This window comes from Achromobacter pulmonis, assembly GCF_902859765.1.
GTDB classification, from domain to species: Bacteria; Pseudomonadota; Gammaproteobacteria; order Burkholderiales; family Burkholderiaceae_B; genus Achromobacter; species Achromobacter pulmonis.
The window spans coordinates 36,100-59,966 of sequence record NZ_CADIJV010000033.1 but is presented as its reverse complement, the minus strand read 5'-3'; the positions used below and the strand labels follow the sequence as shown (position 1 = coordinate 59,966).

Annotated in this window: 23 protein-coding genes and 1 rRNA gene; 8 read left to right on the top strand and 16 right to left on the bottom strand. The window is 67.3% G+C overall.

Features of this window, described 5'->3' with window-relative positions; all coding sequences use genetic code 11:
- The first annotated feature begins 231 nt into the window (after positions 1-231).
- Positions 232-344, top strand: a 5S ribosomal RNA gene (rrf, locus tag HV701_RS22330).
- Positions 345-415: 71 nt separating this feature from the next.
- Here the strand turns inward: rrf and HV701_RS22325 are convergent.
- Both HV701_RS22325 and HV701_RS22320 read right to left on the bottom strand, forming a co-directional pair.
- Positions 416-1,180 (bottom strand): aldolase, encoded by a 765-nt coding sequence (locus tag HV701_RS22325; RefSeq protein WP_175135192.1) that lies wholly within the window; start codon positions 1,178-1,180, stop codon positions 416-418.
- 112 nt (positions 1,181-1,292) lie between these two features.
- A complete protein-coding gene (locus HV701_RS22320) occupies positions 1,293-2,003 on the bottom strand; it encodes a haloacid dehalogenase type II (RefSeq protein WP_175135191.1) in 711 nt (236 codons plus the stop codon).
- A 156-nt stretch (positions 2,004-2,159) separates the two neighbouring features.
- On the opposite strand from HV701_RS22320, the gene HV701_RS22315 reads away from it, so the two are divergent.
- The gene (locus HV701_RS22315) at positions 2,160-3,044 is read left to right on the top strand and encodes a LysR substrate-binding domain-containing protein (protein ID WP_175135190.1); all 885 of its coding nucleotides are present in this window, start codon (positions 2,160-2,162) and stop codon (positions 3,042-3,044) included.
- Here the strand turns inward: HV701_RS22315 and HV701_RS22310 are convergent.
- The 4 genes from HV701_RS22310 to HV701_RS22295 form a co-directional block, all read right to left on the bottom strand.
- On the bottom strand, positions 3,036-3,431 hold the full coding sequence (locus HV701_RS22310; protein WP_175135189.1) for a YchJ family protein: 396 nt from the start codon (positions 3,429-3,431) through the stop codon (positions 3,036-3,038). The genes HV701_RS22315 and HV701_RS22310 overlap by 9 nt on opposite strands.
- Before the next feature lie 8 nt (positions 3,432-3,439).
- Complete coding sequence (locus HV701_RS22305) at positions 3,440-3,712, bottom strand: GNAT family N-acetyltransferase (protein WP_175135188.1); 273 nt, start codon at positions 3,710-3,712, stop codon at positions 3,440-3,442.
- Between the two features lie 153 nt (positions 3,713-3,865).
- Positions 3,866-4,810, bottom strand: a complete 945-nt coding sequence (locus HV701_RS22300) for a 3-hydroxyacyl-CoA dehydrogenase NAD-binding domain-containing protein (RefSeq protein ID WP_175135187.1) — start codon at positions 4,808-4,810, stop codon at positions 3,866-3,868.
- Positions 4,811-4,897: 87 nt separating this feature from the next.
- On the bottom strand, positions 4,898-6,301 hold the full coding sequence (locus tag HV701_RS22295) for an MFS transporter (protein ID WP_175135186.1): 1,404 nt from the start codon (positions 6,299-6,301) through the stop codon (positions 4,898-4,900).
- A gap of 127 nt (positions 6,302-6,428) precedes the next feature.
- Here HV701_RS22295 and HV701_RS22290 point away from each other — a divergent pair, with 127 nt between their 5' ends.
- Together HV701_RS22290 and HV701_RS22285 are read left to right on the top strand one after the other, a co-directional pair.
- Positions 6,429-7,316 (top strand): LysR family transcriptional regulator, encoded by an 888-nt coding sequence (locus HV701_RS22290; protein WP_175135185.1) that lies wholly within the window; start codon positions 6,429-6,431, stop codon positions 7,314-7,316.
- Positions 7,317-7,407: 91 nt separating this feature from the next.
- Entirely contained in the window at positions 7,408-8,811 is a 1,404-nt protein-coding gene (locus tag HV701_RS22285; RefSeq protein WP_175135184.1) for an amidase family protein, read from the top strand.
- 65 nt (positions 8,812-8,876) lie between these two features.
- On the opposite strand, the gene HV701_RS22280 is transcribed toward HV701_RS22285, so the two are convergent.
- From HV701_RS22280 to HV701_RS22235, 10 genes are all read right to left on the bottom strand, one after another.
- Positions 8,877-9,398, bottom strand: a complete 522-nt coding sequence (locus HV701_RS22280; protein WP_175135183.1) for a GNAT family N-acetyltransferase — start codon at positions 9,396-9,398, stop codon at positions 8,877-8,879.
- A gap of 32 nt (positions 9,399-9,430) precedes the next feature.
- Positions 9,431-10,219, bottom strand: a complete 789-nt coding sequence (locus tag HV701_RS22275; protein ID WP_175135182.1) for a 2-keto-4-pentenoate hydratase — start codon at positions 10,217-10,219, stop codon at positions 9,431-9,433.
- 5 nt (positions 10,220-10,224) lie between these two features.
- Positions 10,225-10,605, bottom strand: coding sequence for a hypothetical protein (locus HV701_RS22270; RefSeq protein WP_175135181.1), 381 nt, complete (start codon positions 10,603-10,605; stop codon positions 10,225-10,227).
- Positions 10,606-10,658: 53 nt separating this feature from the next.
- Positions 10,659-11,939, bottom strand: coding sequence for a glutamate-5-semialdehyde dehydrogenase (locus tag HV701_RS22265; RefSeq protein WP_175135180.1), 1,281 nt, complete (start codon positions 11,937-11,939; stop codon positions 10,659-10,661).
- An 88-nt stretch (positions 11,940-12,027) separates the two neighbouring features.
- Positions 12,028-13,086, bottom strand: coding sequence for a DNA polymerase III subunit delta (gene holA, locus HV701_RS22260; protein WP_175135179.1), 1,059 nt, complete (start codon positions 13,084-13,086; stop codon positions 12,028-12,030).
- 3 nt (positions 13,087-13,089) lie between these two features.
- On the bottom strand, positions 13,090-13,752 hold the full coding sequence (locus tag HV701_RS22255) for an LPS-assembly lipoprotein LptE (RefSeq protein WP_175135178.1): 663 nt from the start codon (positions 13,750-13,752) through the stop codon (positions 13,090-13,092).
- Between the two features lie 11 nt (positions 13,753-13,763).
- Positions 13,764-16,421 carry a leucine--tRNA ligase gene (gene leuS, locus HV701_RS22250; protein WP_175135177.1) on the bottom strand — a complete coding sequence of 886 codons (2,658 nt, stop codon included), beginning with the start codon at positions 16,419-16,421 and terminating at the stop codon, positions 13,764-13,766.
- Positions 16,422-16,507: 86 nt separating this feature from the next.
- A complete protein-coding gene (locus HV701_RS22245; RefSeq protein WP_175135176.1) occupies positions 16,508-17,722 on the bottom strand; it encodes an MFS transporter in 1,215 nt (404 codons plus the stop codon).
- Between the two features lie 50 nt (positions 17,723-17,772).
- Positions 17,773-18,285: a MarR family winged helix-turn-helix transcriptional regulator gene (locus tag HV701_RS22240; protein WP_175135175.1), complete on the bottom strand. Its 513-nt coding sequence runs from the start codon at positions 18,283-18,285 to the stop codon at positions 17,773-17,775.
- Positions 18,286-18,486: 201 nt separating this feature from the next.
- On the bottom strand, positions 18,487-18,960 hold the full coding sequence (locus HV701_RS22235) for an HU family DNA-binding protein (RefSeq protein WP_175135174.1): 474 nt from the start codon (positions 18,958-18,960) through the stop codon (positions 18,487-18,489).
- Positions 18,961-19,336: 376 nt separating this feature from the next.
- On the opposite strand from HV701_RS22235, the gene HV701_RS22230 reads away from it, so the two are divergent.
- The 4 genes from HV701_RS22230 to HV701_RS22215 all read left to right on the top strand — a co-directional run bounded on the left by HV701_RS22230 (position 19,337) and on the right by HV701_RS22215 (position 23,864).
- On the top strand, positions 19,337-20,497 hold the full coding sequence (locus HV701_RS22230) for a D-alanyl-D-alanine carboxypeptidase family protein (RefSeq protein WP_175135173.1): 1,161 nt from the start codon (positions 19,337-19,339) through the stop codon (positions 20,495-20,497).
- A 14-nt stretch (positions 20,498-20,511) separates the two neighbouring features.
- Entirely contained in the window at positions 20,512-21,060 is a 549-nt protein-coding gene (locus tag HV701_RS22225) for a hemerythrin domain-containing protein (protein WP_175135172.1), read from the top strand.
- 97 nt (positions 21,061-21,157) lie between these two features.
- Complete coding sequence (locus tag HV701_RS22220) at positions 21,158-22,030, top strand: phosphonopyruvate hydrolase (protein ID WP_175135171.1); 873 nt, start codon at positions 21,158-21,160, stop codon at positions 22,028-22,030.
- Positions 22,031-22,079: 49 nt separating this feature from the next.
- A complete protein-coding gene (locus HV701_RS22215) occupies positions 22,080-23,864 on the top strand; it encodes a SulP family inorganic anion transporter (protein ID WP_175135195.1) in 1,785 nt (594 codons plus the stop codon).
- Positions 23,865-23,867 lie beyond the last annotated feature (3 nt).

The window sequence follows — 23,867 nt, the reverse complement described above, 5'->3', positions numbered from 1 at the left end:
TGAAACGCCTTTGCGCCGATGATAGTGGACGGACGTCTGTGAAAGTAGGTCATCGTCAGGCTTTTATTGCTCAAAACCCCATAGGCTCGCGCCTGTGGGGTTTTGTTTTTGTGAAAGGGCTGTTTGCGCAGTACGACCATCGAGCCAGGCTCTGGTTGTGACAGCGAAGCGGACCGGCAGTATCCAGGATTGGAGTTCCCGCCCTCGTGGCGGCATGCTCGACAAGTCAAGCCTGATACCCATAGCAAGGTGGTACCACTCCTTCCCATCCCGAACAGGACAGTGAAACGCCTTCGCGCCGATGATAGTGGACGGACGTCTGTGAAAGTAGGTCAGTATCAGGCAGTTATTGCAGAAGAAAACCCCGCAGGCTAACGCCTGCGGGGTTTTTTGCTTTTGCCGCGGCAGCCGGGTTTCAGACAGCTTGACGCTGTGTGTTGTCGGGCAGTTGACGTCGCAAGGCGATGAAGAAGAGTTCGGACTGCAGGCGTTCGCTTTGGATTTGCGCCGCGACCTTGGCGGCGATCCGTGAATCCACGGGAGCCAGGGGCCGACCGGTGGATTGCGCCAGCACTTGCGCGGTGCATGCGCGTTCCAGGAAGAACAGATCGTCGTAGGCGTAATCGAGGCGTTCGCCGCAGACCACTACGCCGTGATTGCCAAGGAAAGCGATGTCCGCGCCTTGCATGGCATGGGCGATGCGCGCGCCTTCGCTCGCGTCCAGGGCCAGGCCGTTGTATGCGCCATCGATGGCGATACGGCCATGGAAGCGCATGGCGTTCTGCGAGAGCGTGGTATCCAGGGCCCGGTCGGCCGTGAGCGTCAGTGCCGTGGCATAGGGCATGTGGGTGTGCAGCACACAGGCCTTGCCGGCGATGCGGTGGATCGCGGCATGAATGAACATCGCGGTGGGTTCGACCTCGTGGCGGCCCGCCAGTTTGCGGCCCTGCGCATCGACCAGCACGATGTCGTCGGCATGCACTTCATGCCACATCAGGCCACGCGGATTCAAGAGGAAGTGGTCAGTGTCACCCGGCAAGGCCACGCTGAAGTGGTTGCATACGCCTTCGCCAAGCCCGTGCGCGGCCGCCGCGCGCAGGGCCAGCGCCAGATCGGCTCGCAGGGCGGCGACTCGGTCCGCGTGGAACAGGGCATCAGCGAAGTGGGGGTCTTTGTTCATGGGTATCCCGAAGAGAAGACGAGGATGATGGTTGATAGGCGAGCGCTGGTCGGCCGGAACCGCGGGCGGCAGGGCCGCGCCGGTTGGGAGGGGGCCGGCCAGCGCCGCAGCGCTACATCCAGCCGGCTTGCCGGAACAGGTCCGGGACCTGGTCCAGCGTCGATACAGTAGCGTCGGGACGATAGTCCGGCAAGGGTTGACGGCCGGTGCCACGATCAATCCAGACGCAGCGGAAGCCGATGTCGCGCGCGGCGGCGTGATCCAGGTGCGGACTGGCGCAGATATGCACGGCCTCGCGCGGCGTGATGCCCAGGCTGTCATGGGCATGCGCGAAGATCTGCCTCGCCGGCTTGTAGGCGCCCGCCTGTTCCGCCGTGATGACGCGGTCGACGTGGCCACCTAACTGCGCCACGTTGCCGGCGATGATGGCATCGTCGGTGTTGGAGATGATGCATAGCCGGAAGCCGGCGCGTTTGAACTCGGCCAAGGTGTCGACCACCTCGGGAAACGGTGGCATGGCCGAGATACTGCCGATCAGCAATTCGGCGTCTTCAGGACGATATGAGAGATCCAGGTCGCGCATGGTCAGCCGCAGCGCTTCCCGCGTGATTTCGACGAATGACATGTGGGGCGGCGTGCTTTCCAGCCGATGTTCGTGCTGGTCATACACATGCAGGAACTGTGCCGGTGTCGGTGTATGCCGCTGCGGGTGCGCGGCGAGGATCCGGGCCACTGCGGCCTGTAGCCCTTCGTCCCATTGGATCAGCGTGCCGTAGCAGTCGAAGGTCAGCCACGGCGGGCGGGGTAGGGGGGCCAGGGGCATGAGTGTTTCCTTTGGAAAGTTGCTGGTGCCGGCCCAGCTTAGGGGGCCACACGGGAAGTTGTAAAATTAATAAATGAACTCATATCAGTGGATTATCAAATATCCAGTGGCGTGAGAGGCCGGCCATCTCCTCATCGCCTTCCCGCGGGATAGCTCATGCTCGATCTGGAACTGCTTAGAACCCTTGTTTGTGTGGTTGACGAAGGCAGCTTTACGCGCGCCGCCAGCCGGGTGCATCGCACGCAATCGACTGTCAGCCAGCAAGTGCGCAAGCTGGAGCAGGCTGTCGGCAAGACGCTGCTGCGGCGGGACCGGGCCGGCAACCAGGTAGCGGCCACCGAAGACGGCGAACTCATGCTGACGTACGCGCGCAAGTTGCTGGCGATGGCCGACGAAGCCGAGGCCGTACTGTCGGCGCCGTGCGGGGCGCAAGTGATCCGGCTGGGTATCCCCGAGGATTTCGATGTTTCACGCCTGGCGGTGTTGCTGGCTGGCTTTGCCGCCAGCCATCCGGATATCCGCCTGGAGACGGGCAGCGGGATGAGCGCCGACCTGCAGGCGCGCCTGGCAGCGGGCGAAATCGATCTGGCGTTGATCAAGCGCGAACCCGGTGACGGCCCCTGTCTGGCGGCATGGCCCGAGCGCTTGCTGTGGGTGGGCGATGCACGCCTGTTGCTGCGCGACGGGCCGGTGCCGCTGGTGTTGTTCCCGCAGGGCTGTATCTATCGCAAGCGCATGATCTATGCGTTGGAAAGTGCCGGGCGTTCGTGGCGCGTCGCGTATCACAGCCAGAGTCTGGCGGGCGTGCAAGCGGCGGTGACGGCGGGGTTGGGGATTTCTTTGCTGCCCGCCTTTGCATGTCTGCCGCAGCACGGAATACTCGGGGCGGCACAGGGGCTGGCGCCGGCGCCGCCTACCGAACTGGCGATTGTGGGTGACGCGCGCACGGCGGCGCGCGGCGCGGTGGCGAAACTGGTGGCGGTATTGGAAAGCGCGACAGGGCCGGACAGTGCCGCATCGCGCACGCTGGCGTCAGCGTAGATCGCCGTCCAGGTAGTACCAGCGTCCGTCTTCGCGCACGAATCGGCTGGTCTCGTGCATCCGGCTGGCGCGTCCGGCAAGGCGGCTGCGGGCCACGAACTCGACCGTGGCATGGTCCGCGTCGCTATCGCGGGCCTGCTTGATCGTCAGCCCCAGCCACTTCAGGCCGGGCGGATTCGGTTCGAGCGACGCCGGGCGCGTGGTGGGATGCCAGGTGTCGAGCAGGTAAGCGAGCTGATCCAGCACGAAAGCGCTGTAGCGCGAGCGCATCAGGTCTTGCGCGGTGGGGGCCTGCAGGGCCAGCGGGCCCGCATGCCAACGGCCGCAGCAGGCGGTGTAGGGCTTGGCCGTGCCGCAGGGACAGGCGATCTGGTCGGGCGTGGTCACGGCGTGGTTCAGGCGAGCAGGTCGTTGTATTCGGGATGGCGCCGCATGTAGACGTCGGCGTAGGAGCACTGCGGGCGCACTTTCCAGCCTCGCGCGCGGGCGTCATCGAGCGCGGCGCGGGTGAGTTCGGCGGCGATGCCGCGGCCGCCGACCTGGCTGGGAACGCCAGTGTGGGCGATGGTCATCACGCCGTCGCGCAGGTGGTAGTCCAGCACGCACAACACGCCGTCGACGGTGGCGGTGTAGCGGCTATGTGCGGTGTCGTGGGTGACGGAAACCATGGGAATTCCTGGGGGGAGGCGGGCCTGCGAGGCAGGGCGTTGTCATAGGATACCAGTGGCGCACGGCGGCCCCAATCACGAGGTCTCGTGCGGGTTCGCGTGCGCCACCGGCCCGCCGCGGCGGGGGCCATGCTCGGCCCTGCCGGGGCGGTTTCAGCGCTGCAGCGTCTTCAGCAGCGCCGTCAGTTGCGCATCGCGCGCCTGCACCAGGTCGGCGATGCTGCGCGCGCCGGCCTCGGCGTTGACCCCGTCGATCAGGCGCTGTTGCAGTTCGGGCGTGACCACGGGAGTGCCCAGATCATCCCACCAGGACTGCACCGGGCCCAGCAGGTGTTCCATGAAATGGGCCAGGCCTCCGGCGCCGCCGCCCAGATTGAAGGTCATGTGCGGACCGAACAGGGCCCAGCGCAAGCCCGGCCCCTGCGATACGGCGGCGTCGATGTCGGCCACGCTGGCGACATTGTCAGCGGCCAGGTGGATGGCTTCGCGCCACAGCGCAGCCTGCAGGCGGTTGGCGATATGGCCCGGGACTTCCTTGTTGACGCGGATCGGATACTTGCCCAGTTGCCGGTAGAAGTCGATGCAACGATCGATGGTGGCCGCCGAGGTCTGCTTGCCACCCACAACCTCCACCAGCGGGATCAGGTGCGGTGGGTTGAACGGATGGCCGATGACAAAGCGCGAGGGATGTTCGCAGCGCGCCTGCAGGCGGCTCATGATGAGTCCCGACGAACTGGAGGCGACGATCGCATGGGGCGCCAGCAGGGCGTCCATGCGCGCGAACAGTTCGGTTTTGAAGTCTTCGCGTTCCGGCGCATTTTCCTGCACAAAGTCGACATCGCGCAGCGCGATCGTGAGGTCGGACTCGAAGCGCAGGTTGTCGGGCGTTGCGCCCGCTGCGACGCGTCCCAGTTCGGCCAGCACCGGCCAGGCGGCGGCGACCCGCGCGCGCGTCAGCGCTTCGGCGTCGGCGGCGGGATCGCTGACCACGACCTCGAGCCCATGCGCCAGGAACAGCGCGGCCCAGCTGGCACCGATGGTGCCGGCGCCGACGACGGCAACGCGGCGGATGGCAGGGGTGTTGGACGTGACGGTCATGCGGCGCTCCGGAAAGTGTCGATAGGAGAGCCCATTGTGAAGCAAAGACAACGCGCTTGCCATGCGCGGCGCTCGCGGCGCGCCGGGCTATGCGTTGCGGGCCAGGCGCAGGTAGCGCCATACCAGCATCACCGCGCCCAGATAGGAGAGGCTGATGATGGCGTAGGCGGCGGGGAGGCTGGCGTGCCAATCCGGCAGCAGGTGCAGGATGGTGCCCATTAGCGCGACGCCCACCAGCGCGCCCGATTGGCGGTTGGCGTTCAGCGCGGCGGCGGCACTGTTGGCGTGATGCTTGCCCGATACCTGCATGACTACACTGGTCATTGCGGGCACCGCGATGCCCACGCCCAGGTTAGCCAGCGCCACGATCGTGGCGAAGGGCCAGTACGGCATGGCGGGCGTGAACATGAACAGGCCGGCCGCGCTCATGGCCGCGGCCAGCGCAATGCCGCCCAATAGCGTGGCCGCGACATTCCAGCGTGCCGACGCCCGGCCCGACAATAGATTGCCGATCGAGAACACCGCCAGCATGGGCACCAGCTGGATGCCGGTCTGCAAGGCGTCGGCGCCGCGCGCATGCTGCAGGAACAGACTGAGCAGGAACAACTGGCCGTAGGCCGCGAGATTGATCAGAAAGCCCACGCCGTTGGCCGCCGGAAACTGCGCCGTCTGGAACAGGGCGCGGGGCAGGATCGGTTCGGCGTGGCGCCGCTCGCGCCGCACCAGCGCCACGCCTGCCAGCGCGCCGACGGCCGCCGCTGCCAGGATGGGCGCTGACGACCAGCCATAGGCGTTGCCCTGGATCAGGACAAAACACAGCGAGGCCAGCGCCGTGACGCCAAGCGCGTGGCTGAGGGGGTTGAGCGCGCGCGGCCGGCGCGGCGCGGCCTGGATGCGGCGCCGCGCCAGCCAGAGGCCTGCCAGGCCCAAGGGCAGGTTGATGAGGAAGATGCCACGCCAGCCGAATTGGTGGATCAGCACGCCGCCCAGCAAAGGACCGGCGGCGCCGGCCACGGCGACGATGGCCGACCAGGCCGCCAGCATGCGATTGCGCACTTGTTCGTCGTCGTAGGCATGGGCCAGCAGGCTCAGGGAGCTGGGCATGAACAGCGCCGCGCCGAGGCCTTGCAACATACGGGCGCCGATCAGCAGGTCGCCGTCCGGCGCGATGCCGCACAGCAGGGAGGCGAGGGTGAAGACCCCCAGGCCGGCCAGGTAGATGGTCTTGGCGCCGTAGCGGTCCGCCAGCGCGCCGGCCACCAGCAGCAGGGCGGCAAAAGTGAGGGTATAGCCATCGACGATCCAGACCAGGTCGGTGAGCGGCACGGTGAACTGCTGCGCGATGCTCGGCAGGGCGACATTGACGACCGTAACGTCCAGCATGGCCATGACGAAGCCGATGGCCAGCGTGACCAGGGGCAGCAGGCCGGTGGTGGCGGCTGCGGTCGCTGGCGCGGGGGGAACTGGGGTGGCGGGGCAGGCGGTACGCATGGGGGACTTCCGGGGAACTTGCCAAGACGCACAGGTTAGGATTTTTCCTTGATGCAAAAAAGAGGAATAATTGCTTGATTGGGATGCAAATTTGCATCATCCGGACCTCGTGGGAGCGGCCAGACCGATGGATTGGGACAATGCGCGTATCTTCCTGGCGATTTATCGCAATGGCACCCTGCGCGGCGCGGCCGCGCTGTTGCAGATCGACCAGGCCACGGCGGGGCGGCGGCTGGCGGCGCTGGAGGCGTCGCTGGATGCGCGACTGTTCCTGCGCACGCCATCGGGCTACGTGCCGACCGCCGCGGGCGAACAGGCCTTTGCCGCGGCCGAACGGATGGAACTGGCCGCCGATCAGTTGCAGCGCCAGATGCAGGGACTGGATCACCGGCTCTCGGGCGTGGTGCGGGTGGCGGCATCCGAGACCGTGGCCAGTTACTACATCATGCAAGCCGTACGCCGGCTGCACGGGCAACATCCCGATATCCGCGTCTCGTTGTCAACGTCGATCCAGTTGAGCAACCTGACGCGGCGCGAGGCCGATCTGGCGATCCGCAACGTCAAGCCGGACAGTCCCGACCTGATCCACCGTCTACTGGCACGGCGCGAGGTCGGCCTGTATGCATCGAAATCCTATGTCAAGGCGCATGGCGAGCCGCGCCCCGGCACCGCATTCGCCGGCCATACGCTCGTGACCTACCAGCAGGCGGTGCTGCCTGGCTGGTCCGATACCTTCTGCGGCGAGCCGACCGGCAATGGCCGTATCGCAATGGAACTGAATTCCGGCGTGATGATCATCGAGGCGGTGGCGGCGGGGCTGGGGATCGGCGAGCTGCCGGTTCACATGGCGCCGCAGTATCCGGACCTGGTGCGGATCTGGCCGAACCGGAGCGAGTCCTATGAGCTGTGGCTGGTGATGCATGGCGACCTGAACCGCACGGCGCGTGTGCGGGCCATGGCCGATGCCATCATCGAGGTGTTCGAGGAAGACTCGCGCGCGCGCGGGCTGCGGTAACCCGTGGCTTGTGGCGCATGGCAAGGGGCGCTAAGGTTGACCATCCGGCGCCATGGTGGCGCTGCTTCCCCTCTTGCAACAGGAGTGCCGCGTGTCCGATCTTTGGCGTTTGTCCGCAGTAGAGCTTGCCGCCCTTGTCCGCCGGCGCGACGTTTCCGCGGTGGAGGCCGCGCGCAGCGCGCTGGCGCGCTTGCAAGACGTGAATCCCCGGATCAACGCCGTGGTCGATCATCGTCCCGATGACACACTGGCCCAGGCTGCCGAGATCGACCGGGCGTTGGCGCGCGGTGATGATCCCGGCGTGCTGGCCGGCGTGCCGGTGACGGTCAAGGTCAACGTCGACCAGGCTGGCTATGCCACCACCAACGGCGTGACGCTGCAGAAAGACCTGCTTGCCCGCGTCAACAATCCCGTGGTCGACAACCTGCGCCGCGCCGGCGCCGTGATCGTCGGCCGCACCAACACGCCGGCGTTCTCGCTGCGCTGGTTCACCGGTAACCTGCTGCATGGCGACACGCGCAATCCGCGCAATCCCGCGCTGACGCCGGGAGGATCCTCCGGTGGCGCGGCGGCGGCGGTGGCGGCGGGCATCGGACATCTGGCGCATGGCACCGACATCGCCGGCTCCATCCGCTATCCGGCCTATGCCTGCGGCGTGCACGGCCTGCGCCCCTCGCTGGGGCGTGTGGCCGCCTACAACGCGGCCTTGCCCGAACGCACCATCGGCGGCCAGATCACGGCGGTGTCGGGGCCGTTGGGGCGTCGGATCGCTGACCTGCGGGTGGGCCTGGCCGCCCTGTCCGCGCCCGATGCACGCGACCCCTGGTGGGTGCCGGCGCCGCTGACCGGGCCCGCCGTGCCGCGCCGGGCGGCGCTGTGCCTGAATCCCGATGGCATGGACACCGATCCCGCGGTGGTCAAGGCCTTGCAGGAGGCGGCCAGGCGCTTGAGCGAGGCCGGCTGGTCGGTGGACACGATCGACAGCGTGCCGCCCTTGCGGGAAGCTGCCGACCTGCAGATTCGCATGTGGATGGCCGATGGCTACGAGGCCATGCTCGAGGCGGCGCGCAAGGAAGGCGACCGCGGCGCGCTGACCGCGCTGGAGGGCCAGCGCGCGCGCGTGGCCGGCATGGACATGGCGCAGTTTTCGGCGGTGCTGACGCGCCGCGCGACGCTCACGCGCTCATGGGAAGTGTTCCTGGCCGAATATCCGGTGTTGTTGCTACCGGTGTCGGCCGAACTGCCGTTCACCGACCATCTCGACCTGCAGGGCGAGGCGGCCTACGAGCGGGTCTGGCGCGCGCAGATGACGCAGATCGGCTTGCCTTTCATGGGCCTGCCGGGGCTATCGGTGGCCATGGGAAGTGCCGCCGATCGACCCGTGGGGGTGCAGGTGGTGGCCGGGCGCTACCGGGAAGATCTATGCCTGGCGGCGGGCGAGGCCATCGAAGCGGCTGGTCCCCTGGTCACGATCGCGGAACCGGCAGTGGGCTGAGGCGGGCGGAGCCATGGCCGGTGGTGGCCGGCTGCAAGCTCGGGGTTACCGGGCTGGCCGGCGCTTCAGCCGGCCGTGCCGCGCCATTCGGAACGCAGCAATCCCATCATGCCGGTATCCCAGCGTTCCTTGCCGGCGCGCGTGGCCGAGCGTCTCACGCCTTCCAGCGTGAAGCCCAGGGCTTCGTAGGTCCGGATCGCGGGGGTATTGAACATGTAGACGTTCAGTTCCAGGCGTTCGATGCCCGGCGTGGCGAAGGCCTCGGCGACCATCAGCGCCACCATCGGCCGCGCCAACCCCTGACCACGGGCGTCCGGGGCAATCGCGACACGGCCCAGGCGGGCGTTGCCATCGTGCCACTCATAGGCCAGTTGCGCGTGGCCGATAGGCGCGCCGTCGCGGCACGCCATCCAGCAGCGGCGCGACGGCGGCTGTGCCTGGCCTTCCCGTTGCATGGCGTCCAGGTCGGCCGGCGTCAAGGGAAATGACAAGTGCGAGCCTCCCCATTGCACCACGTCGGCCAGACTGTGGAACCAACTGGCAAGCAGGGGGTAGTCGCGAGTCGAGAAGGGGCGCAGGGTGAGCATGGACGAGGCCGTGGGCAGGAACGGCTTCCAGCTTAACCGGTGGCGAATCGCAGTTTCAAGATGCCGAGGTCGCCATAGGCGAGCTCGATGTCGCGATTGGCGGGCACGTCCAGGAAGCCGGCATACGAGCCGGTGATGACATGCTGGCCAGCGCTCAGGCCCAGGCCTTGCGCGCGCAGGAAATTGGCGAGCCAGTACAGGCCGGCCTTGGCCTGGTTGTTGGGATGGATGCCGGCGTGCTGCTCGATTTCGGCGCCATCGACCGACAAGGTGAGGGTCATGCTGGCGGGAGCGGCGTCGGGCGAGGCAATGCGTGGTCCCAGCACCAGGCCGGCATTGAACATGTGATCGGCCAGCAGTTCCGGCAGGCTGGCATGTTCGGGCGCCGCGTAGCGGCACCCCAGCACTTCCAGTGCCAGCCGGGCCCCTCCGATGGCGGCATCGACATCGGCATGGCTGTAGGGTTCTTCGCGGGCGGGCAGGTCACGCGCCAATTCGAAGGCGATTTCCGGCTCGATGCGCACGACTGGCGCTTGGGCTTGGGCCGGCACGGTGCCTGCCCATGCCATGGTCGAGGCGTAGATGGGCGCCACCACGGTTTTTTCGGGCGTGGGCAAGGCGCTCTTCCAGGCCGCAATGCTGTCCTGGCGTGTTTCGCGCAGCAGTTGGGCGGTGCGCAACTGCACCGCCAGGGCCTGACCCTGGTTCTGCGGACGGCAGGCCGCGGGTAACCGAGGGCCCGCGAGGCCGGACTCGCGGGCCGCGATCAGCGTGCGGGCCGCTTCGGCACAGCCGGGATAGTCCTCGATCTGGAGTTGCATGCGCGTCACGTTCCCAGGAACAACAAGGTCCACAGGACGATCATGGCGATCAGGCCGAGCCAGCATGCGCCCCAGAAGCCGACGATGGGCCATTTCAGGGCCAGCGGCGTTTTCTTGGGGTCGACGTGGGCCAATAGCTCATTGGCATTGCCAATGAGCCAGAAGCGGGTGCCCGGAAACATCAGGCGGAAGAAATAGTCCAGCATGATGGCCGCCTTGATCGCCAGTGGGTAGCGTTCGAACGGACGATGCTGCAGGTAGGGGTGCTTGAGGGTGGCGTTGATCTGTTTGCTCTTGACGAAGAACAGAACCAGGCCGCACAGCGAGCAGGTGATGAAACACAGCACGAAAAGGCTGAAGGCCATGGCCATGGCGGGTGAATGCATGGAAGTTCCGATAAGACGCGGCGGTACCGCAGACAGAAGGTGATAGAGACGACTCAGCCGCGGGTCTGGCCTTCGCCGGTCAGTACCCACTTGAGCGTGGTCAGGCCCTCCAGGCCGACCGGACCGCGCGCGTGCAGCCGGTTGGTGGAGATGCCGATCTCGGCGCCCAGGCCATATTCGTAGCCGTCGGCGAAGCAGGTAGGCAGGTTGACGTAGACCGAGCTGGAATCGACCTCGCGCTGGAACCGCTGCGCGGCGGACAGGTCCTCGGTGACGATGGCGTCGGTGTGGCCGGAGCCCCAGCGCGCAATGTGCTCGATGGCGTCATCGAGCGAGTCAACGATGCGGATCGCCAGGATCGGACCCAGGTACTCGGTGCCCCAGTCTTCGTCAGTGGCCAGCTTGGCATGCGGCAGCAGCGCCAGCGTGCGCGGACAGCCTCGCAGTTCAACGCCGTGCTCGGTCAGCGCCGCGGCCAGACTCGGCAGGATCGAGACGGCGGCCACGGCGTCCACCAGCAGGGTCTCCATGGCGCCGCAGATGCCATAGCGGTAGGTCTTGGCATTGAAGGCGATGGCATGGGCCTTGTCCGGATCGGCGGCGGCGTCGATGTAGACGTGGCAATTGCCATCCAGGTGCTTGATGAGCGGCACGCGCGCTTCCTGCGAGAGGCGGGCGATCAGGCCCTTGCCGCCACGCGGCACGATGACGTCGATGTGTTCGGTCATGGTGATGAGCTTGCCGACCGCGGCGCGGTCGGCCGTGGCGACCACCTGCACCGCGTCCTGCGGCAGGCCGGCGGCGGCCAGGCCCTGCTGGACGATGCGGCCCAGCGCCACATTGGAGTGCAAGGCCTCGCTGCCACCGCGCAGGATGGCGGCGTTGCCGGACTTCAGGCACAGCGCGGCCGCGTCGATGGTGACATTGGGGCGGGACTCGTAAATGATACCGATCACGCCCAGCGGCACGCGCATCTGCGCCACCCGCATGCCATTGGGACGCACGCTGGTTGCGCTGATGCTGCCGACCGGGTCGGGCAGCGCGGCGATCTGGCGCAGGCCCTCGGCCATGTGGGCCAGGGTTTTTTCCGACAGCGTCAGGCGGTCGAGCAGGGCCGGCTCCAGGCCGTTGGCGCGCGCGGCGGCCACGTCCTTGGCGTTGGCGGCCAGCAATTCGGCCTGGTTCGCGGCCAGTGCCTCGGCCATTGCCAGCAGGGCCTGGTTCTTGGCGGCGCTGTGGGCGCGCATCATGGCGCGTGAGGCCCTGCGCGCATTCTCGCCCAGGGTCAACATGGCTTGTTCGATGGAGGACGAGGACATGACGGCGTCGTTCATAGTGAAAAAAAGGCGGCGGAAAGCCGCTGGCGGATGGGGATAGTTTATCCGGCCCGTGGCCGGGAGGACGAGGCGGCCGGGGCCGCCATCACGGTCGTGTGCCGGCCGCGGCCACGCGCAGGGCCAGGCGGGTCATTTCTTCCCAGGGGTCGGACAGTCTGCCTGGCACCGACAAGCCCTTGATGAGGCGGTCGACCTCGTGCGCATGTTGCACCGCGGCGGGCCAGACGTCGGGACGGACCCGGCCCAGCGCCTGCAACGCCAGGCGTTCGTGGGCGCCGAAGATGCGCAGCCGGCGCATCAGGCCGTTGACGTCCTGGCCCAGGCTGCGGGCTTCGGCCACGCGCGCCAGCAGGCGGATCTCTTCGCCCACCGCCCACAGGACCAGCGGCAGGGCTTCGCCTTCGGCGCGCAGGCCGTCGATCATGCGGATGGTGCGGGCGATGTCGCCGGCCAACATGGCGTCGCGCAGGCCGAACACGTCGTAGCGGGCGACATTGAGCACGGCGCGCTCGACGTCTTCGGCCGCCAGTTGGCCTTCGGGATAGAGCAGGCCGAGTTTCTGGATTTCCTGGTGCGCGGCCAGCAGGTTGCCTTCGACCTTGTCGGCCATCCACTGCAGCGTGGCGTTGTCGGCGCGCTGGTTCTGGCGCGCCAGGCGCTGGCCGACCCAGGCGGGCAGGCGGCCGCGTTCGACATTGGCGATGTCGACCGTCATGCCGCCGCGGCTCAAGGCCTGCATCCAGCGGCTTTCGCGGGTGGCCTTGTCCAGGCGCGGCAGGGCGACCAGGATCAGGGTATCGGGATTGTCGGCCTGTTTTTCAGCCTGCTCGGCCAGCCGCGCCAGCGTGTCCGCGCCGGACTTGCCGGGCTTGCCGGTGGGAATCTTGAGTTCGAGGATGCGGCGGTCGCCGAACAGCGACACGCTCTGGGTCGCGGCGATAACCGCGCTCCAGTCGCTGCGCGCGTCCATCACCATCGACAGGCGTTCGGTGTAGCCCGCGTTGCGGCCGGCGGCGCGCAGCGCGTCCACGGCTTCGGTCACCAGGAGCGGCTCGTCGCCCGATACCGTATACAGCGGGGCGAGGCGGTCGCCTGCCCGCTGCAGGTGGTCGGCCAGGCGATCCGCGTCCAGGGGGTGTGCCATCGGTCAGCGGGTGTAGGCCGGGTCCGTGGTGGACGGCGTCTGCCACGGGGCCGGGGTGCTGTGCGGCATCGGCGCGGTCGGGTCGAACAGCGGGGTCTCGCCGTCCTCGCCCCGCTGCTCGCGGTTCTCGAATGCCTTGCGCACTTCCGGCGCGGTCATGCGGCGCAGCAGGCGCGAGACCAAGTCGCGTTGCATGGCGTTGTAGAGCGTTTCGATCTGCCCTTGCTTGGCCTGGACGATCTGGTCGTCGTACGGCATTTCGCGGTAGATCGACAGCGTGGTGTCCGGGATCAGGGCGCGGCCCTCGGCATCGATCAGGCGGAAGGTGTAGTTGATGCCGAGCTCGTATTCTTCCACCCGGCCCTGCGCGTTCAGCGAGACTTCGCGCAGCGTGCGCTCGTTGGAGACCTGCTGCAGGATGGCCTGCGCATCCTTGGGCACGGGCACCAGCTTGGTGTTCGGCGACGCCGCGCGCAGCGCGCGGCGCACGTCGGCGCCGAATTGGGTGTTGTCGGGAATGCCGATGTACAGGGTATCGAACGGCAGCGGCGTGACCCCACGCAGCGTGAAACCGCAGGCCGAGATCAGCATGAACAGCGCCAGGCAGGCGCCGCGCAGCAGCCAGGATTGGCGGGGGGATTGCGTTTGTTGCCCGGCGAAGTACATGCTTGACCTCATCAGCCTACGACGTTGACCAGTTTGCCCGGAACCACGATGACCCGCTTGGGCGGGCGGCCTTCCAGGTAGCGGGCGACTTCATCCTGGGCGGCGGCGAGCTTCTCGATGTCTTCCTTGGCGGCCTTGGCGGCGACGCGGATCGAGCCGCGCAGCTTGCCGTTGACCTGCAGCATCAGTTCGATTTCGTCCGCCACCAGCGCGGCTTCGTCGACGTGCGGCCACGGCGCGTCGAGCAGGTCGCCCAGCTCGTTTGCGTAGCCGAGGTCGCGCCACAGGTGCCAGGTGATGTGCGGCACCACCGGGTACAGCACGCGCAGCAGCACGCCCAGCGTTTCGGCGTAGGCGGCGTCGGCATGCGCGCCTTGCGCCAGCTTGGCGTCGTCGATGGCGTTGAGCATCTTCATGCATGCCGACACGACGGTGTTGTATTGGATGCGCTGGTAGTCGTAATCGGCTTGCTTGAGCAGGCTGTAGACCTCGCGGCGCAGGTCCTTGACGGCGGCGGGCGCATCGGTCCAGTCGGCGCCGGCGGCCAGGCCGCGGGCAACGGCGTCGCGTTGCGCATAGCTGATGGACCACAGGCGGCGCAGGAAGCGGTTCGAGCCTTCGACGCCGGAATCGGACCATTCGAGGGTCTGTTCGGGCGGGCTGGCGAACATGACGAACAGGCGGGCCGTGTCGGCGCCCAGCGTGTCGATCAGCGATTGCGGATCGACGCCGTTGTTCTTGGACTTGGACATCGTGCCCACGCCGCCATAGGTCACGTCGGAACCGTCGGCCTTGAGCTTGGCGCCAGTGATGGCGCCGCGCGCGTCATAGACGTTTTCGACTTCCTCGGGCCAGAAATACTCGATGCCGCCCTGGGCGTTCTTGCGCGAGTAGATGTGGTTCAGCACCATGCCCTGGCACAGCAGCTTGGTGAAGGGCTCGTCGAAGTTCAACAGGCCCATGTCGCGCATGACCTTGGTCCAGAAGCGCGCGTACAGCAGGTGCAGGACCGCGTGCTCGATGCCGCCGATGTACTGGTCCATCGGCATCCAGTAGTCATTGCGGGCGTCGACCATGGCGTTGTCGTTGCCCGGCGAGGTGTAGCGCATGAAGTACCAGGACGAGTCCACGAAGGTGTCCATCGTGTCCGTCTCGCGGCGTGCCGGCTTGCCGCAGCTGGGGCAGGCGCACGACAGGAAGGCTTCATTCTTGGCCAGCGGGTTGCCGCTGCCGTCCGGGATCAGGTCGTCCGGCAGCACTACCGGCAGGTCCTTTTCGGGGACCGGCACCGGGCCGCAGTCCGGGCAATGGATGATGGGGATCGGGGTGCCCCAGTAGCGCTGGCGCGAGATGCCCCAGTCGCGCAGGCGCCAGGTGGTCTGCTTTTCGCCCAGGCCTTGCGCGCCCAGGTCGGCGGCAATGGCGTCCACGGCTTCCTTGTGCGACAGGCCGTCGTACTTGCCGGAGTTGACGGTGCGGCCGCTCTGCTTGTCGCCGTACCATTCCTGCCAGGCGTCGGTGGAATAGGCCTTGCCGGCCACATCCACGACCTGGCGGATCGGCAGGTTGTACTTCTTGGCAAAGGCGAAGTCGCGCTCGTCATGAGCGGGCACGCCCATCACGGCGCCGTCGCCGTAGGTCATGAGCACGTAGTTGCCGACCCAGACCTCGACCTGGTCGCCGGTGACCGGATGCGTCACGAACAGGCCGGTGGGCAGGCCTTCCTTTTCGCGCGTGGCCAGTTCGGCCTCGGTGGTGCCGCCCAGCTTGCATTGTTCGATGAAGGAGGCCAGCGCCGGGTTCGACTGCGCGGCGTGGGTCGCCAGGGGGTGTTCCGGCGCCACGGCGCAGAAGGTCACGCCCATGATGGTGTCGGCGCGGGTGGTGAAGACGTAGAGCTTGCCGTCCTGGATCAATTGGCCGTCCTGGCCGGCGATCTGGTGCGGGAAGGCGAAGCGCAGGCCCTCGGATTTGCCGATCCAGTTTTCCTGCATCAGGCGCACGCGCTCGGGCCAGCCGGGCAGGTCATTCTGCACCGCGCCCAGCAATTCATCGGCGTAGTCGGTGATGCGCAGGTAGTAGCCGGGGATCTCGCGTTTTTCGACCGGCGCGCCCGAGCGCCAGCCGCGGCCGTCGATGACCTGTTCGTTGGCCAGCACGGTCTGGTCGACCGGGTCCCAGTTCACGACCTGGGTCTTGCGGTAGGCGACGCCCTTTTCGAGCATCTTCAGGAACAGCCACTGGTTCCACTTGTAGTACTCGGGGTCGCAGGCGCACATTTCGCGCGACCAGTCGATCGCCAGTCCCATCGCCTTCATCTGCTTCTTCATGTAGGCGATGTTGTCGTAGGTCCATTTGGCCGGCGGCACCTTGGACTTGATGGCGGCGTTCTCGGCCGGCATGCCGAAGGCGTCCCAGCCCATCGGCATCAGCACGTTGTAGCCCCGCATGCGCAGCTGGCGCGCCATCATGTCGTTGATGGTGTAGTTGCGCACGTGGCCCATGTGCAGCTTGCCGCTGGGATAAGGCAGCATCGAGCAGGCGTAGAACTTCGGCTTCTCGGAGCCGTCCGGGTTCTTCGCGTGTTCATGGACCAGATAGGCGTCGCGGGCCTGCCAGTCTTGGTGGGCGGCCGCTTCGACGGTAGTGGGGAGGTAACGTTCCTGCATGGGCTCGTGCGCGATGGCGAAAAATGGGTGAACCGCCCCCACGCGCCAGGCGCGGGGGCGGCCAAAACCCCTGATTATAGGAGGTGCTAGGCGCGGATAGGGGACGGGGCCATTTCCGGGATGCGGGCGCTGGCCGCCAGCATGCCGTAGGCCAGGGTCACGGCCCCCAGAACCGCGCCCGCGGTGACCACGCCGGGCCAGCCGTAATGCGAGTACAGCCAGGACGATACCAGTGATCCGGTGGCTCCGCCGATGAAGTAACTGGTCATGTAACCGGCCGTCAGGCGGCTGCGGGCCTCGGGCCGGGTGCGGTACAGCGAACTGGTGTTGGTGACGTGGACGCCCTGGATCGCCAGGTCCTGGATCAGGATGCCGGCCAGCAGTGCGATCACCGAGGCCTGGCCGAAGGCCATCAGCCCCCAGGAAGCGAGCAGCAGCCACAGGCCGATGCGGGTGGCCTGGTTGCCCAGGCCGCGGTCGGCCAGGCGTCCGAAACGGTTGGCGGCGTAGGCGCCGGCCGCGCCGGCCAGCCCGAACAGTCCGATGGTGGTGTTGTTGAACCCGTAGTCGGGGCCGGACAGCAGGAAGGTCAGCGGCGTCCACAGCATGCTGAAGGCGGCGAACAGCAGGCCGCCCAGTAGCGAACGGCCGCGCAGCAGCGGTTCTTCGGCGAACAGGCGGAAGATCGAGCCCAGCAGGCGCGGATAGCTCATGGCCGCCGGGCTCTTGTGGCGCGGCAATACCTTCCACAGGGCGCAAGACATGGCCAGCATCAGGATCGCCGCGACCCAGTAGACGGTGCGCCAACTGCCCAGGTCCGCCAGCACGCCGGCCGCGGTGCGGGCCAGCAGGATGCCCAGCAACAGGCCGCTCATGACCGTGCCGACCGCCTTGCCGCGCTCGTGCGGCGCCGCCAGGGTGGCCGCGAATGGCACCAGCACCTGCGCCACCACCGATAGCAGGCCGGTCACGGCCGTGCCCAGCATCAGCATCTGGATATTGGGGGCGAAGGCCGACAGCAGCAGGCCGCCCGAGGACAGCAGCGTCATCAGCACGATCAGGCCGCGCCGCTCGAACAGGTCGCCCAGCGGCACCAGCAGGATCAGGCCGAGCGCGTAACTCAGCTGCGCGATCATGACGATGCTGCCGGCGGTGGCGTTGGACAGGGAGAACTGCTGGCTGATGGTGTGCAGCAGCGGTTGCGCGTAATAGTTGCTGGCCACCGCCAGGCCGGTGGCCACGGACATCAGCAGGATGACGGGCGCGGTGAGCGGGGCGGTTTGGGCGGGTGTGGCGTTCATGCGGGTGTGGCGTTCATGTGAGGCAGGCGGATATTGCGGTGGGCAAAGGTTCAGGCGGCGATGCCGCCAGGCGTGTCCTGGTCGTGCGCCAGCAACAGCTTCTTCAACAGGCCGGCCATCTGGCGGCGTTCGGCGGCGTTCAGGGGATGCAGCAGCGTTTCGATTTCGCGCAGGTAGTCCTTGAGAACCAGCTTGATGACGCGCAAGCCCTCGGCGGTCAGGGCGACAATGACGCCGCGGCGATCCTCGGGGTTGGGCGCGCGTGTCAGCAGGCCGGCCTGCTCCAGGCGGTCCAGACGGTTGGTCATGGCGCCCGAAGTCAACAGCAGCGCGGCAACCAGTTTTTGCGGATTCAGGGCGTGCGGCGCGCCGCTGCGATACAGCGTCGCGAGCACGTCGAATTCGCCCTGATGCAGGTTGTGGCGCTTGAATGCGCGGCCGACGTCGCGCGCGGCGAAAGCGTGGAAGCGGAACACGCGGCTGAGCACGCTCATCGGCGAAGTGTCCAGGTTGGGGCATTCGCGCTCCCATTGCGCCAGCACGAGATCGACCAGATCGTCCATGATGTTTTTATATAAAGTATCTTTACGTGAAGATAAATTCTAGCAGGGCGGCCATCGATGCGGCAAGGCGCGTGATCGCCTGGGCAGATGCGCTGCGCCATGGGCCGGCCCGGACTGGCGCCGCAACAGCGAGGAAAAAAGAAAGGGCCCGCCCCTCGCGGGGCAGGCCCTTTCCGGTTTGACCGGAAGATCCGTGCGGAATTACTGCGCGGCGTCCTTCAGCTTCTTGAGCGGGCGAACCTTCACCTTGACCGAAGCCGGCTTGGCGGGGAACCAGCGCTCTTCACCGGTGAACGGATCCTTGCCGAAGCGCTTGGCCTTGGCGGGGACCTGCTGCACGGCAACCTTGAACAGGCCGGGCAGCGTGAATTCGCCGGCGCCCTTCTTGTCCACGGAGCTCAGCACCGAGGTTTCCAGGCTGGCCAGGACGGCCTTGACTGCCTTGGCTTCGACGCCGGACTGTTCGACGATGTAGGCGATCAGTTGGGTCTTGTTCAGCGCGGCCTTGATGGCCTTGGGGGCGGCGACCTTCTTGGCGGCGACGACCTTCTTGGCAGCGACGACCTTCTTGGCAGCCGGCTTCACGGCGGGCTTGGCGGCGGTAGCCTTCTTTGCGGGCGCCTTGGCGGCGGGCTTGGTGACTTTCTTGGCAGGAGCTTTAGCTTTCGTGGCCATGGTCAAAATCCGTATGTTGAGGACATGTGGCAGCGCGCGCGCCGGGTATCGGCGTTTAACACTACGCGCCCGATGATAGCGGAAGAGTGGCCGTTGTAGCCGCTTTCGCAAGGCCTTTCGCGCAATCTTTGTTGTTTTCCAGGCAGAAAAACCCCTTCTACAAGGGGTTTTGCAAAATGCGGTGACAATCGCTGCGATTTTTTCAGCGCCGCGCGCCGCGCGCAAAGTGCTTGCCCAATGGGGTTTTGAACCATCCGCGGCCAACGTGTTCCAATGCTTCGCGCCGCGCGACGGCGCGCGGCGCGGACGGCCTTGCGGCAGCCTGCGTGCGTTGCCGGCGCGCCATTCCTACCCTGCATGGAAGTGAATCCCTCATATGTTGATGAAGAAGTTGGCGGCGAGCCTGCTCGTTGCGACCGCATGTATCTCAGGCGCCATGGCGCAATCCATGCCCCGGCCGGCGCTGTCCGCCAAGGCCTGGCTGCTGCTCGATGAAACCAGCGGACAGGTGATCGCGTCGCACGCGGCCAGCGCCCGGATCGAGCCGGCCTCCCTCACCAAGATCATGACGGCGTACGTGGTGTTCGGCGCCATCCACAACAAAGAGTTGTCGCCGGAGCAGAAGGTGACGATCTCGACGCGCGCCTGGAAGGTGCCGCCCGGCAGTTCCAAGATGTTCCTGGAGCCGGGCTCGAAGGTGTCGGTGGACCAGTTGCTGCGCGGCCTCATGATTCAGTCGGGCAATGATGCCGCGATCGCGCTGGCCGAAGCGGTGTCGGGCAGTGTCGAGGCGTTCGTGGCGCGCATGAACGACACCGCGGCGCAATTGGGCCTGCACGGCACGCATTTCGCCAGCCCCCACGGCCTGCCGGACCCGGGCACGTATTCCACGGTCAGCGACCTGTCGATCCTGGCCACGCGCTTCATCCGCGATTACCCCGAGCTGTACAAGACCTACGATTCGGCCAAGACCTACACCTATAACAACATCACGCAGCCCAACCGCAACCGGCTGCTGTGGCTCGATCCCAGCGTCGATGGCCTCAAGACCGGCCATACCGACGCGGCCGGGTATTGCATCGTGGCGACCGCGCACCGGCCCAACGGCAAGGAGCAGCGGCGCCTGATCACGGTGGTGGTGGGCACGGCTTCGGACAAGCTGCGCACTCAGGAAAGCCGCGAGTTGCTGGAATGGGGGTTCCAGGGGTTCAATACCATCAAGCTGTATGCCAAGGGCCAGGCGGTGGCTACGCCCGAGGTCTGGAAGGGCCAGGCCGATACGCTCAAGGCGGGCTTCGCGCGGGACGCCTACGTCACCGTGCCGGCCGGCGCCAAGGTCGAGCCGGTATGGGCGCCGCGGGACCCGCTGGTGGCGCCGATCGCGGCCCAGTCTCCGGTCGGCTCGCTGCGCGTGATGGTCGACGGCAAGCCCGCCATGCAGTTTCCGGTGGTGGCGCTTGAACCGGTGGCCGAGGCCGGCCTGGCCGGCCGCGCCTGGGATTCGATTCGCCTGTGGTGGCGCGGCCACTCAGGCTGAGTGAGAGGTGTGCCATGGCAGTGAGTTTTCCCGGCGGCCCGGCGGCGGCGCCGACCCCCGATGATCCGCTGGGCCTGCTGTCGGCCTGCCATGGCCGCATTGCGCGCCAGTGCGAGACGTTGCGGCGGCTGGCCGTGCACCTGCCGGCGCATGGCAGCGACGAGGCGGCCCAGGTCGCGGCCGCGGCCGTCATGCGCTATTTCCAGACTGCCGCACAGCACCACCATGAGGACGAGGAAGAGGACTTGTTCCCGGCCCTGATCGAAGCCATGGCCGGCTCGGACGCGGTCTGCCTGCATGCCTTGGTGGACGGCCTGGTGGCCGACCATGAACGCCTGGCGGCGCTGTGGGCGCCGCTGCGGCAGATACTGGAAGCGGTTGCCGCGGGTCATCCCGCCGAATTGCCGGCGGCGCAGGTGGAGGCATTCGCGATCGCCTATGCCGAGCATATCCGGCGCGAAGAAGACGAACTGTTGCCGCTGGCCGCGCGCCTGGTTTCCGACGACGCGCTGGCTTTGATCAGCCGGGCGATGAAGGCGCGGCGCGGCGGCGGCGCGGGCTGAGCGGCGCATTGCCGTCCCGCGTACCGGGCGCGGCGCTTTTTCGTGTTAAATGGTCCCTGCCGGCGCCTTTCGCGCCGGGTTAACAGGCCGCCACGCCATGCCCCGCCACACACGTTTTCGCCAGCAGTTGCAGCACGCTACCCTGATGCACGCCATGTCGGCGCACAATCCGCTGTCCGCCAAATTGGCGGCCGAGGCAGGGTTCGATGCGATCTGGGGCAGCGGTTTCGAGCTGTCGGCCAGCTATGCCGTGCCGGACGCCAACATCCTGTCGGCGGGCCTGCACCTGGAGATGATGCGGGCCATCGCGGCGGCCGTCGATGTGCCGGTCATTGCCGATATCGACACGGGTTTCGGCAATGCCATCAATGTCGCGTACAGCGTGCCGCAATACGAGGCGGCGGGCGTGTCGGCGGTGGTGATGGAAGACAAGACCTTTCCCAAGGACACCAGCCTGCGCGCCGGCGGCCGCCAGGAACTGGTGCGCGTGGCCGAGTTCCAGGGCAAGATCGAGGCGGCCTGCGCCGCGCGGCGCGATCCGGATTTCTGCGTCATCGCCCGTACCGAGGCGTTGATCGCGGGGCTCGGCCAGGCCGAGGCGCTGGCGCGCGCGGCCGCCTACGAGGCCGCCGGCGCCGACGCCATCCTGATCCATTCCAAGCAGAACACGCCGGATGAGGTGCTGGCCTTCATCGCGGCCTGGTCCGGCCGCGTGCCGCTGGTGTTGGTGCCGACCGCGTACCCGCAGTTGCGCGAGGCCGATATCCAGGCCCTGGGCAAGGTGGGGCTGGTGATCTACGGCAACCACGCGATCCGCGCCGCCGTGGGGGCGATGCGCGAGGTCTTTGCCCGCATCCGCGCCGACGGCGGCATCCATGGCGTGGATGCCGGCCTGCCCACGGTGCGCGATATCATCGGCCTGCAGGGCGACGCGGGCATGCGCGAACTGGAGCGCAAATTCCTGCGCTGAGCGTGCCCGGGGCATCGAAAAGAACAAAAGCACACAAGGACGGGGAATGATGGCGGCGGGACGCAGGCAGTGGCTGGTGCGGGTGTTTGGCGATTGGGTGCCGGAAGTCGGTCCCGCGACCCTGCGCGCCGATCTGGCCGCGGGGCTGCTAGGAGCCCTGCTGGTGCTGCCGCAGGGCGTGGCGTTCGCCACGCTGGCCGGCCTGCCGGCGCAGTACGGCCTGTATTCCGCCATCGTGCCCTGTATCGTGGCGGCGCTGTTCGGCTCCAGCCGCCACGTCATGTCCGGCCCCACCAATGCCAATTCGCTGGCGCTGTTCGCGGTGCTGACGCCGCTGGCGGTGGCGGGCAGCCCGGGCTATATCGAGCTGGCCCTGGCGGTGACGGTGCTGGTCGGATTGATGCAGTGGCTGGTCGGCGCCTTGCGCCTGGGATCGTTGGCGCATTTCATCTCGCCCTCGGCGCTGTTCGGCTTCACCAGCGGCGCGGCCCTGCTGATCGCCGTCCATGCCTTGAAAGATGCGCTCGGATTGCCGGCGCCCGCCTCGCACGGCGCGGGCGCCTTGCTGGCCAGCCTGGCGGCCAACCTGGATCAGGTGCAAGGGGGCGCGCTGCTGGTGACCACGGTGACGATCGCGGTGGCGCTGCTGCTCAAGCGGCTGGACAAACGCAAGCCCTACATGCTGGCGGGCCTGGCCGCGGGGACACTGGCCGCCGCCGTGTTCAATGCCATGGCGCCGCGGTTCGGCGCCGCCGCCGTGCCGGCGCTGGGCGACCTGGCGCAGCCATGGCCGCCATTCCATATCCCCCGGGTCGATTGGCGCGCCTTGCCGGATCTGCTCAGCCTCGCCTTTGCGTTGACCATCGTGGCGCTGGCGCAGTCCATTTCGATCGCCAAGGCGGTGGCCACGCGCTCGGGCCAGCGTATCGACGCCAACCGGGAATTCGTCGGGCAGGGGCTGTCCAATGTGGTGGGCGGCTTGTTTTCCTGTTATCTGTCCTGTGGTTCGCTGAACCGCTCCATGCCCAATTACGAGGCGGGGGCGAAGACGCCGCTGGCGGCGGTGTTCTCGGCGTTGCTGCTGATGCTGCTGGTGGCGCTGAGCGGTCCGCTGCTGGCGCGGATTCCGCACGCCGCCATTGCCGGCTTGCTGCTGCTGGTGGCGTGGACCTTGCTGGATGCGCCGCGCTGGCGCCAATTGTTCCGCAGCCAGCGGGCCGAAACCGTCATCGCCGCCGCCACATTGGCGGCCACCGTGACCATCCGCATGGAAGTGGCGATCCTGCTGGGCACCTTGCTGTCGCTGATGGCCTACCTGCATCGCACCTCGCGGCCGGCGATGCGCACCATGGGTTTTGATTCGCGCGGAATGGGACGCCGCTTCGTGGTGCTGGAGCAGCAGCCCGACGCGCTGCCGGAATGTCCCCAGCTCAAGCTGCTGCGCATGGAAGGCTCGGTTTATTTCGGCGCCGCCGCGCACGTGGCGCAGCGCCTGCAGGCGCTGCGCGCGGCGCCCGATGCGCCGCGTCATCTGCTGGTGATGGCCAAGAGCATGAACTTCATCGATCTGGCCGGCGCCCAGGTCTGGGAGGATGAGCTGGCCGCGCGCCGCGCGATGGGGGGCGACCTGTATTTCCATCGGCCGCGGCCGGAAGTGCTGGCGATGTGGCGCCGCACCGGTTTCCTGGAGCGGCTGGGCGAGGACCACGTGTTTCCAGACAAGGCGACGGCGTTGCACACCATCTACGCCCGCCTGGATCGCGGCATCTGCGCGGGCTGTCGCGCCAAGGTGTTCCGGGAATGCCAGCCGGACAGCCCGCAGGCCGGTGGCTGAGCG

What these genes read in the sequence shown, in the direction of transcription:
- HV701_RS22315 (WP_175135190.1), top strand. Translation starts at nt 2,160, where the DNA reads ATGCTCGATCTGGAACTGCTTAGAACCCTTGTTTGTGTGGTTGACGAA.
- HV701_RS22305 (WP_175135188.1), bottom strand. Translation starts at nt 3,712, where the DNA reads ATGGTTTCCGTCACCCACGACACCGCACATAGCCGCTACACCGCCACC.
- HV701_RS22320 (WP_175135191.1), bottom strand. Translation starts at nt 2,003, where the DNA reads ATGCCCCTGGCCCCCCTACCCCGCCCGCCGTGGCTGACCTTCGACTGC.
- HV701_RS22290 (WP_175135185.1), top strand. Translation starts at nt 6,429, where the DNA reads ATGGATTGGGACAATGCGCGTATCTTCCTGGCGATTTATCGCAATGGC.
- HV701_RS22225 (WP_175135172.1), top strand. Translation starts at nt 20,512, where the DNA reads ATGGCAGTGAGTTTTCCCGGCGGCCCGGCGGCGGCGCCGACCCCCGAT.
- HV701_RS22275 (WP_175135182.1), bottom strand. Translation starts at nt 10,219, where the DNA reads ATGCAACTCCAGATCGAGGACTATCCCGGCTGTGCCGAAGCGGCCCGC.
- HV701_RS22325 (WP_175135192.1), bottom strand. Translation starts at nt 1,180, where the DNA reads ATGAACAAAGACCCCCACTTCGCTGATGCCCTGTTCCACGCGGACCGA.
- HV701_RS22245 (WP_175135176.1), bottom strand. Translation starts at nt 17,722, where the DNA reads ATGAACGCCACACCCGCCCAAACCGCCCCGCTCACCGCGCCCGTCATC.
- HV701_RS22255 (WP_175135178.1), bottom strand. Translation starts at nt 13,752, where the DNA reads ATGTACTTCGCCGGGCAACAAACGCAATCCCCCCGCCAATCCTGGCTG.
- HV701_RS22235 (WP_175135174.1), bottom strand. Translation starts at nt 18,960, where the DNA reads ATGGCCACGAAAGCTAAAGCTCCTGCCAAGAAAGTCACCAAGCCCGCC.
- HV701_RS22215 (WP_175135195.1), top strand. Translation starts at nt 22,080, where the DNA reads ATGGCGGCGGGACGCAGGCAGTGGCTGGTGCGGGTGTTTGGCGATTGG.
- HV701_RS22300 (WP_175135187.1), bottom strand. Translation starts at nt 4,810, where the DNA reads ATGACCGTCACGTCCAACACCCCTGCCATCCGCCGCGTTGCCGTCGTC.
- HV701_RS22230 (WP_175135173.1), top strand. Translation starts at nt 19,337, where the DNA reads ATGTTGATGAAGAAGTTGGCGGCGAGCCTGCTCGTTGCGACCGCATGT.
- leuS (WP_175135177.1), bottom strand. Translation starts at nt 16,421, where the DNA reads ATGCAGGAACGTTACCTCCCCACTACCGTCGAAGCGGCCGCCCACCAA.
- HV701_RS22240 (WP_175135175.1), bottom strand. Translation starts at nt 18,285, where the DNA reads ATGGACGATCTGGTCGATCTCGTGCTGGCGCAATGGGAGCGCGAATGC.
- HV701_RS22280 (WP_175135183.1), bottom strand. Translation starts at nt 9,398, where the DNA reads ATGCTCACCCTGCGCCCCTTCTCGACTCGCGACTACCCCCTGCTTGCC.
- HV701_RS22270 (WP_175135181.1), bottom strand. Translation starts at nt 10,605, where the DNA reads ATGCATTCACCCGCCATGGCCATGGCCTTCAGCCTTTTCGTGCTGTGT.
- HV701_RS22295 (WP_175135186.1), bottom strand. Translation starts at nt 6,301, where the DNA reads ATGCGTACCGCCTGCCCCGCCACCCCAGTTCCCCCCGCGCCAGCGACC.
- HV701_RS22220 (WP_175135171.1), top strand. Translation starts at nt 21,158, where the DNA reads ATGCCCCGCCACACACGTTTTCGCCAGCAGTTGCAGCACGCTACCCTG.
- HV701_RS22265 (WP_175135180.1), bottom strand. Translation starts at nt 11,939, where the DNA reads ATGAACGACGCCGTCATGTCCTCGTCCTCCATCGAACAAGCCATGTTG.
- holA (WP_175135179.1), bottom strand. Translation starts at nt 13,086, where the DNA reads ATGGCACACCCCCTGGACGCGGATCGCCTGGCCGACCACCTGCAGCGG.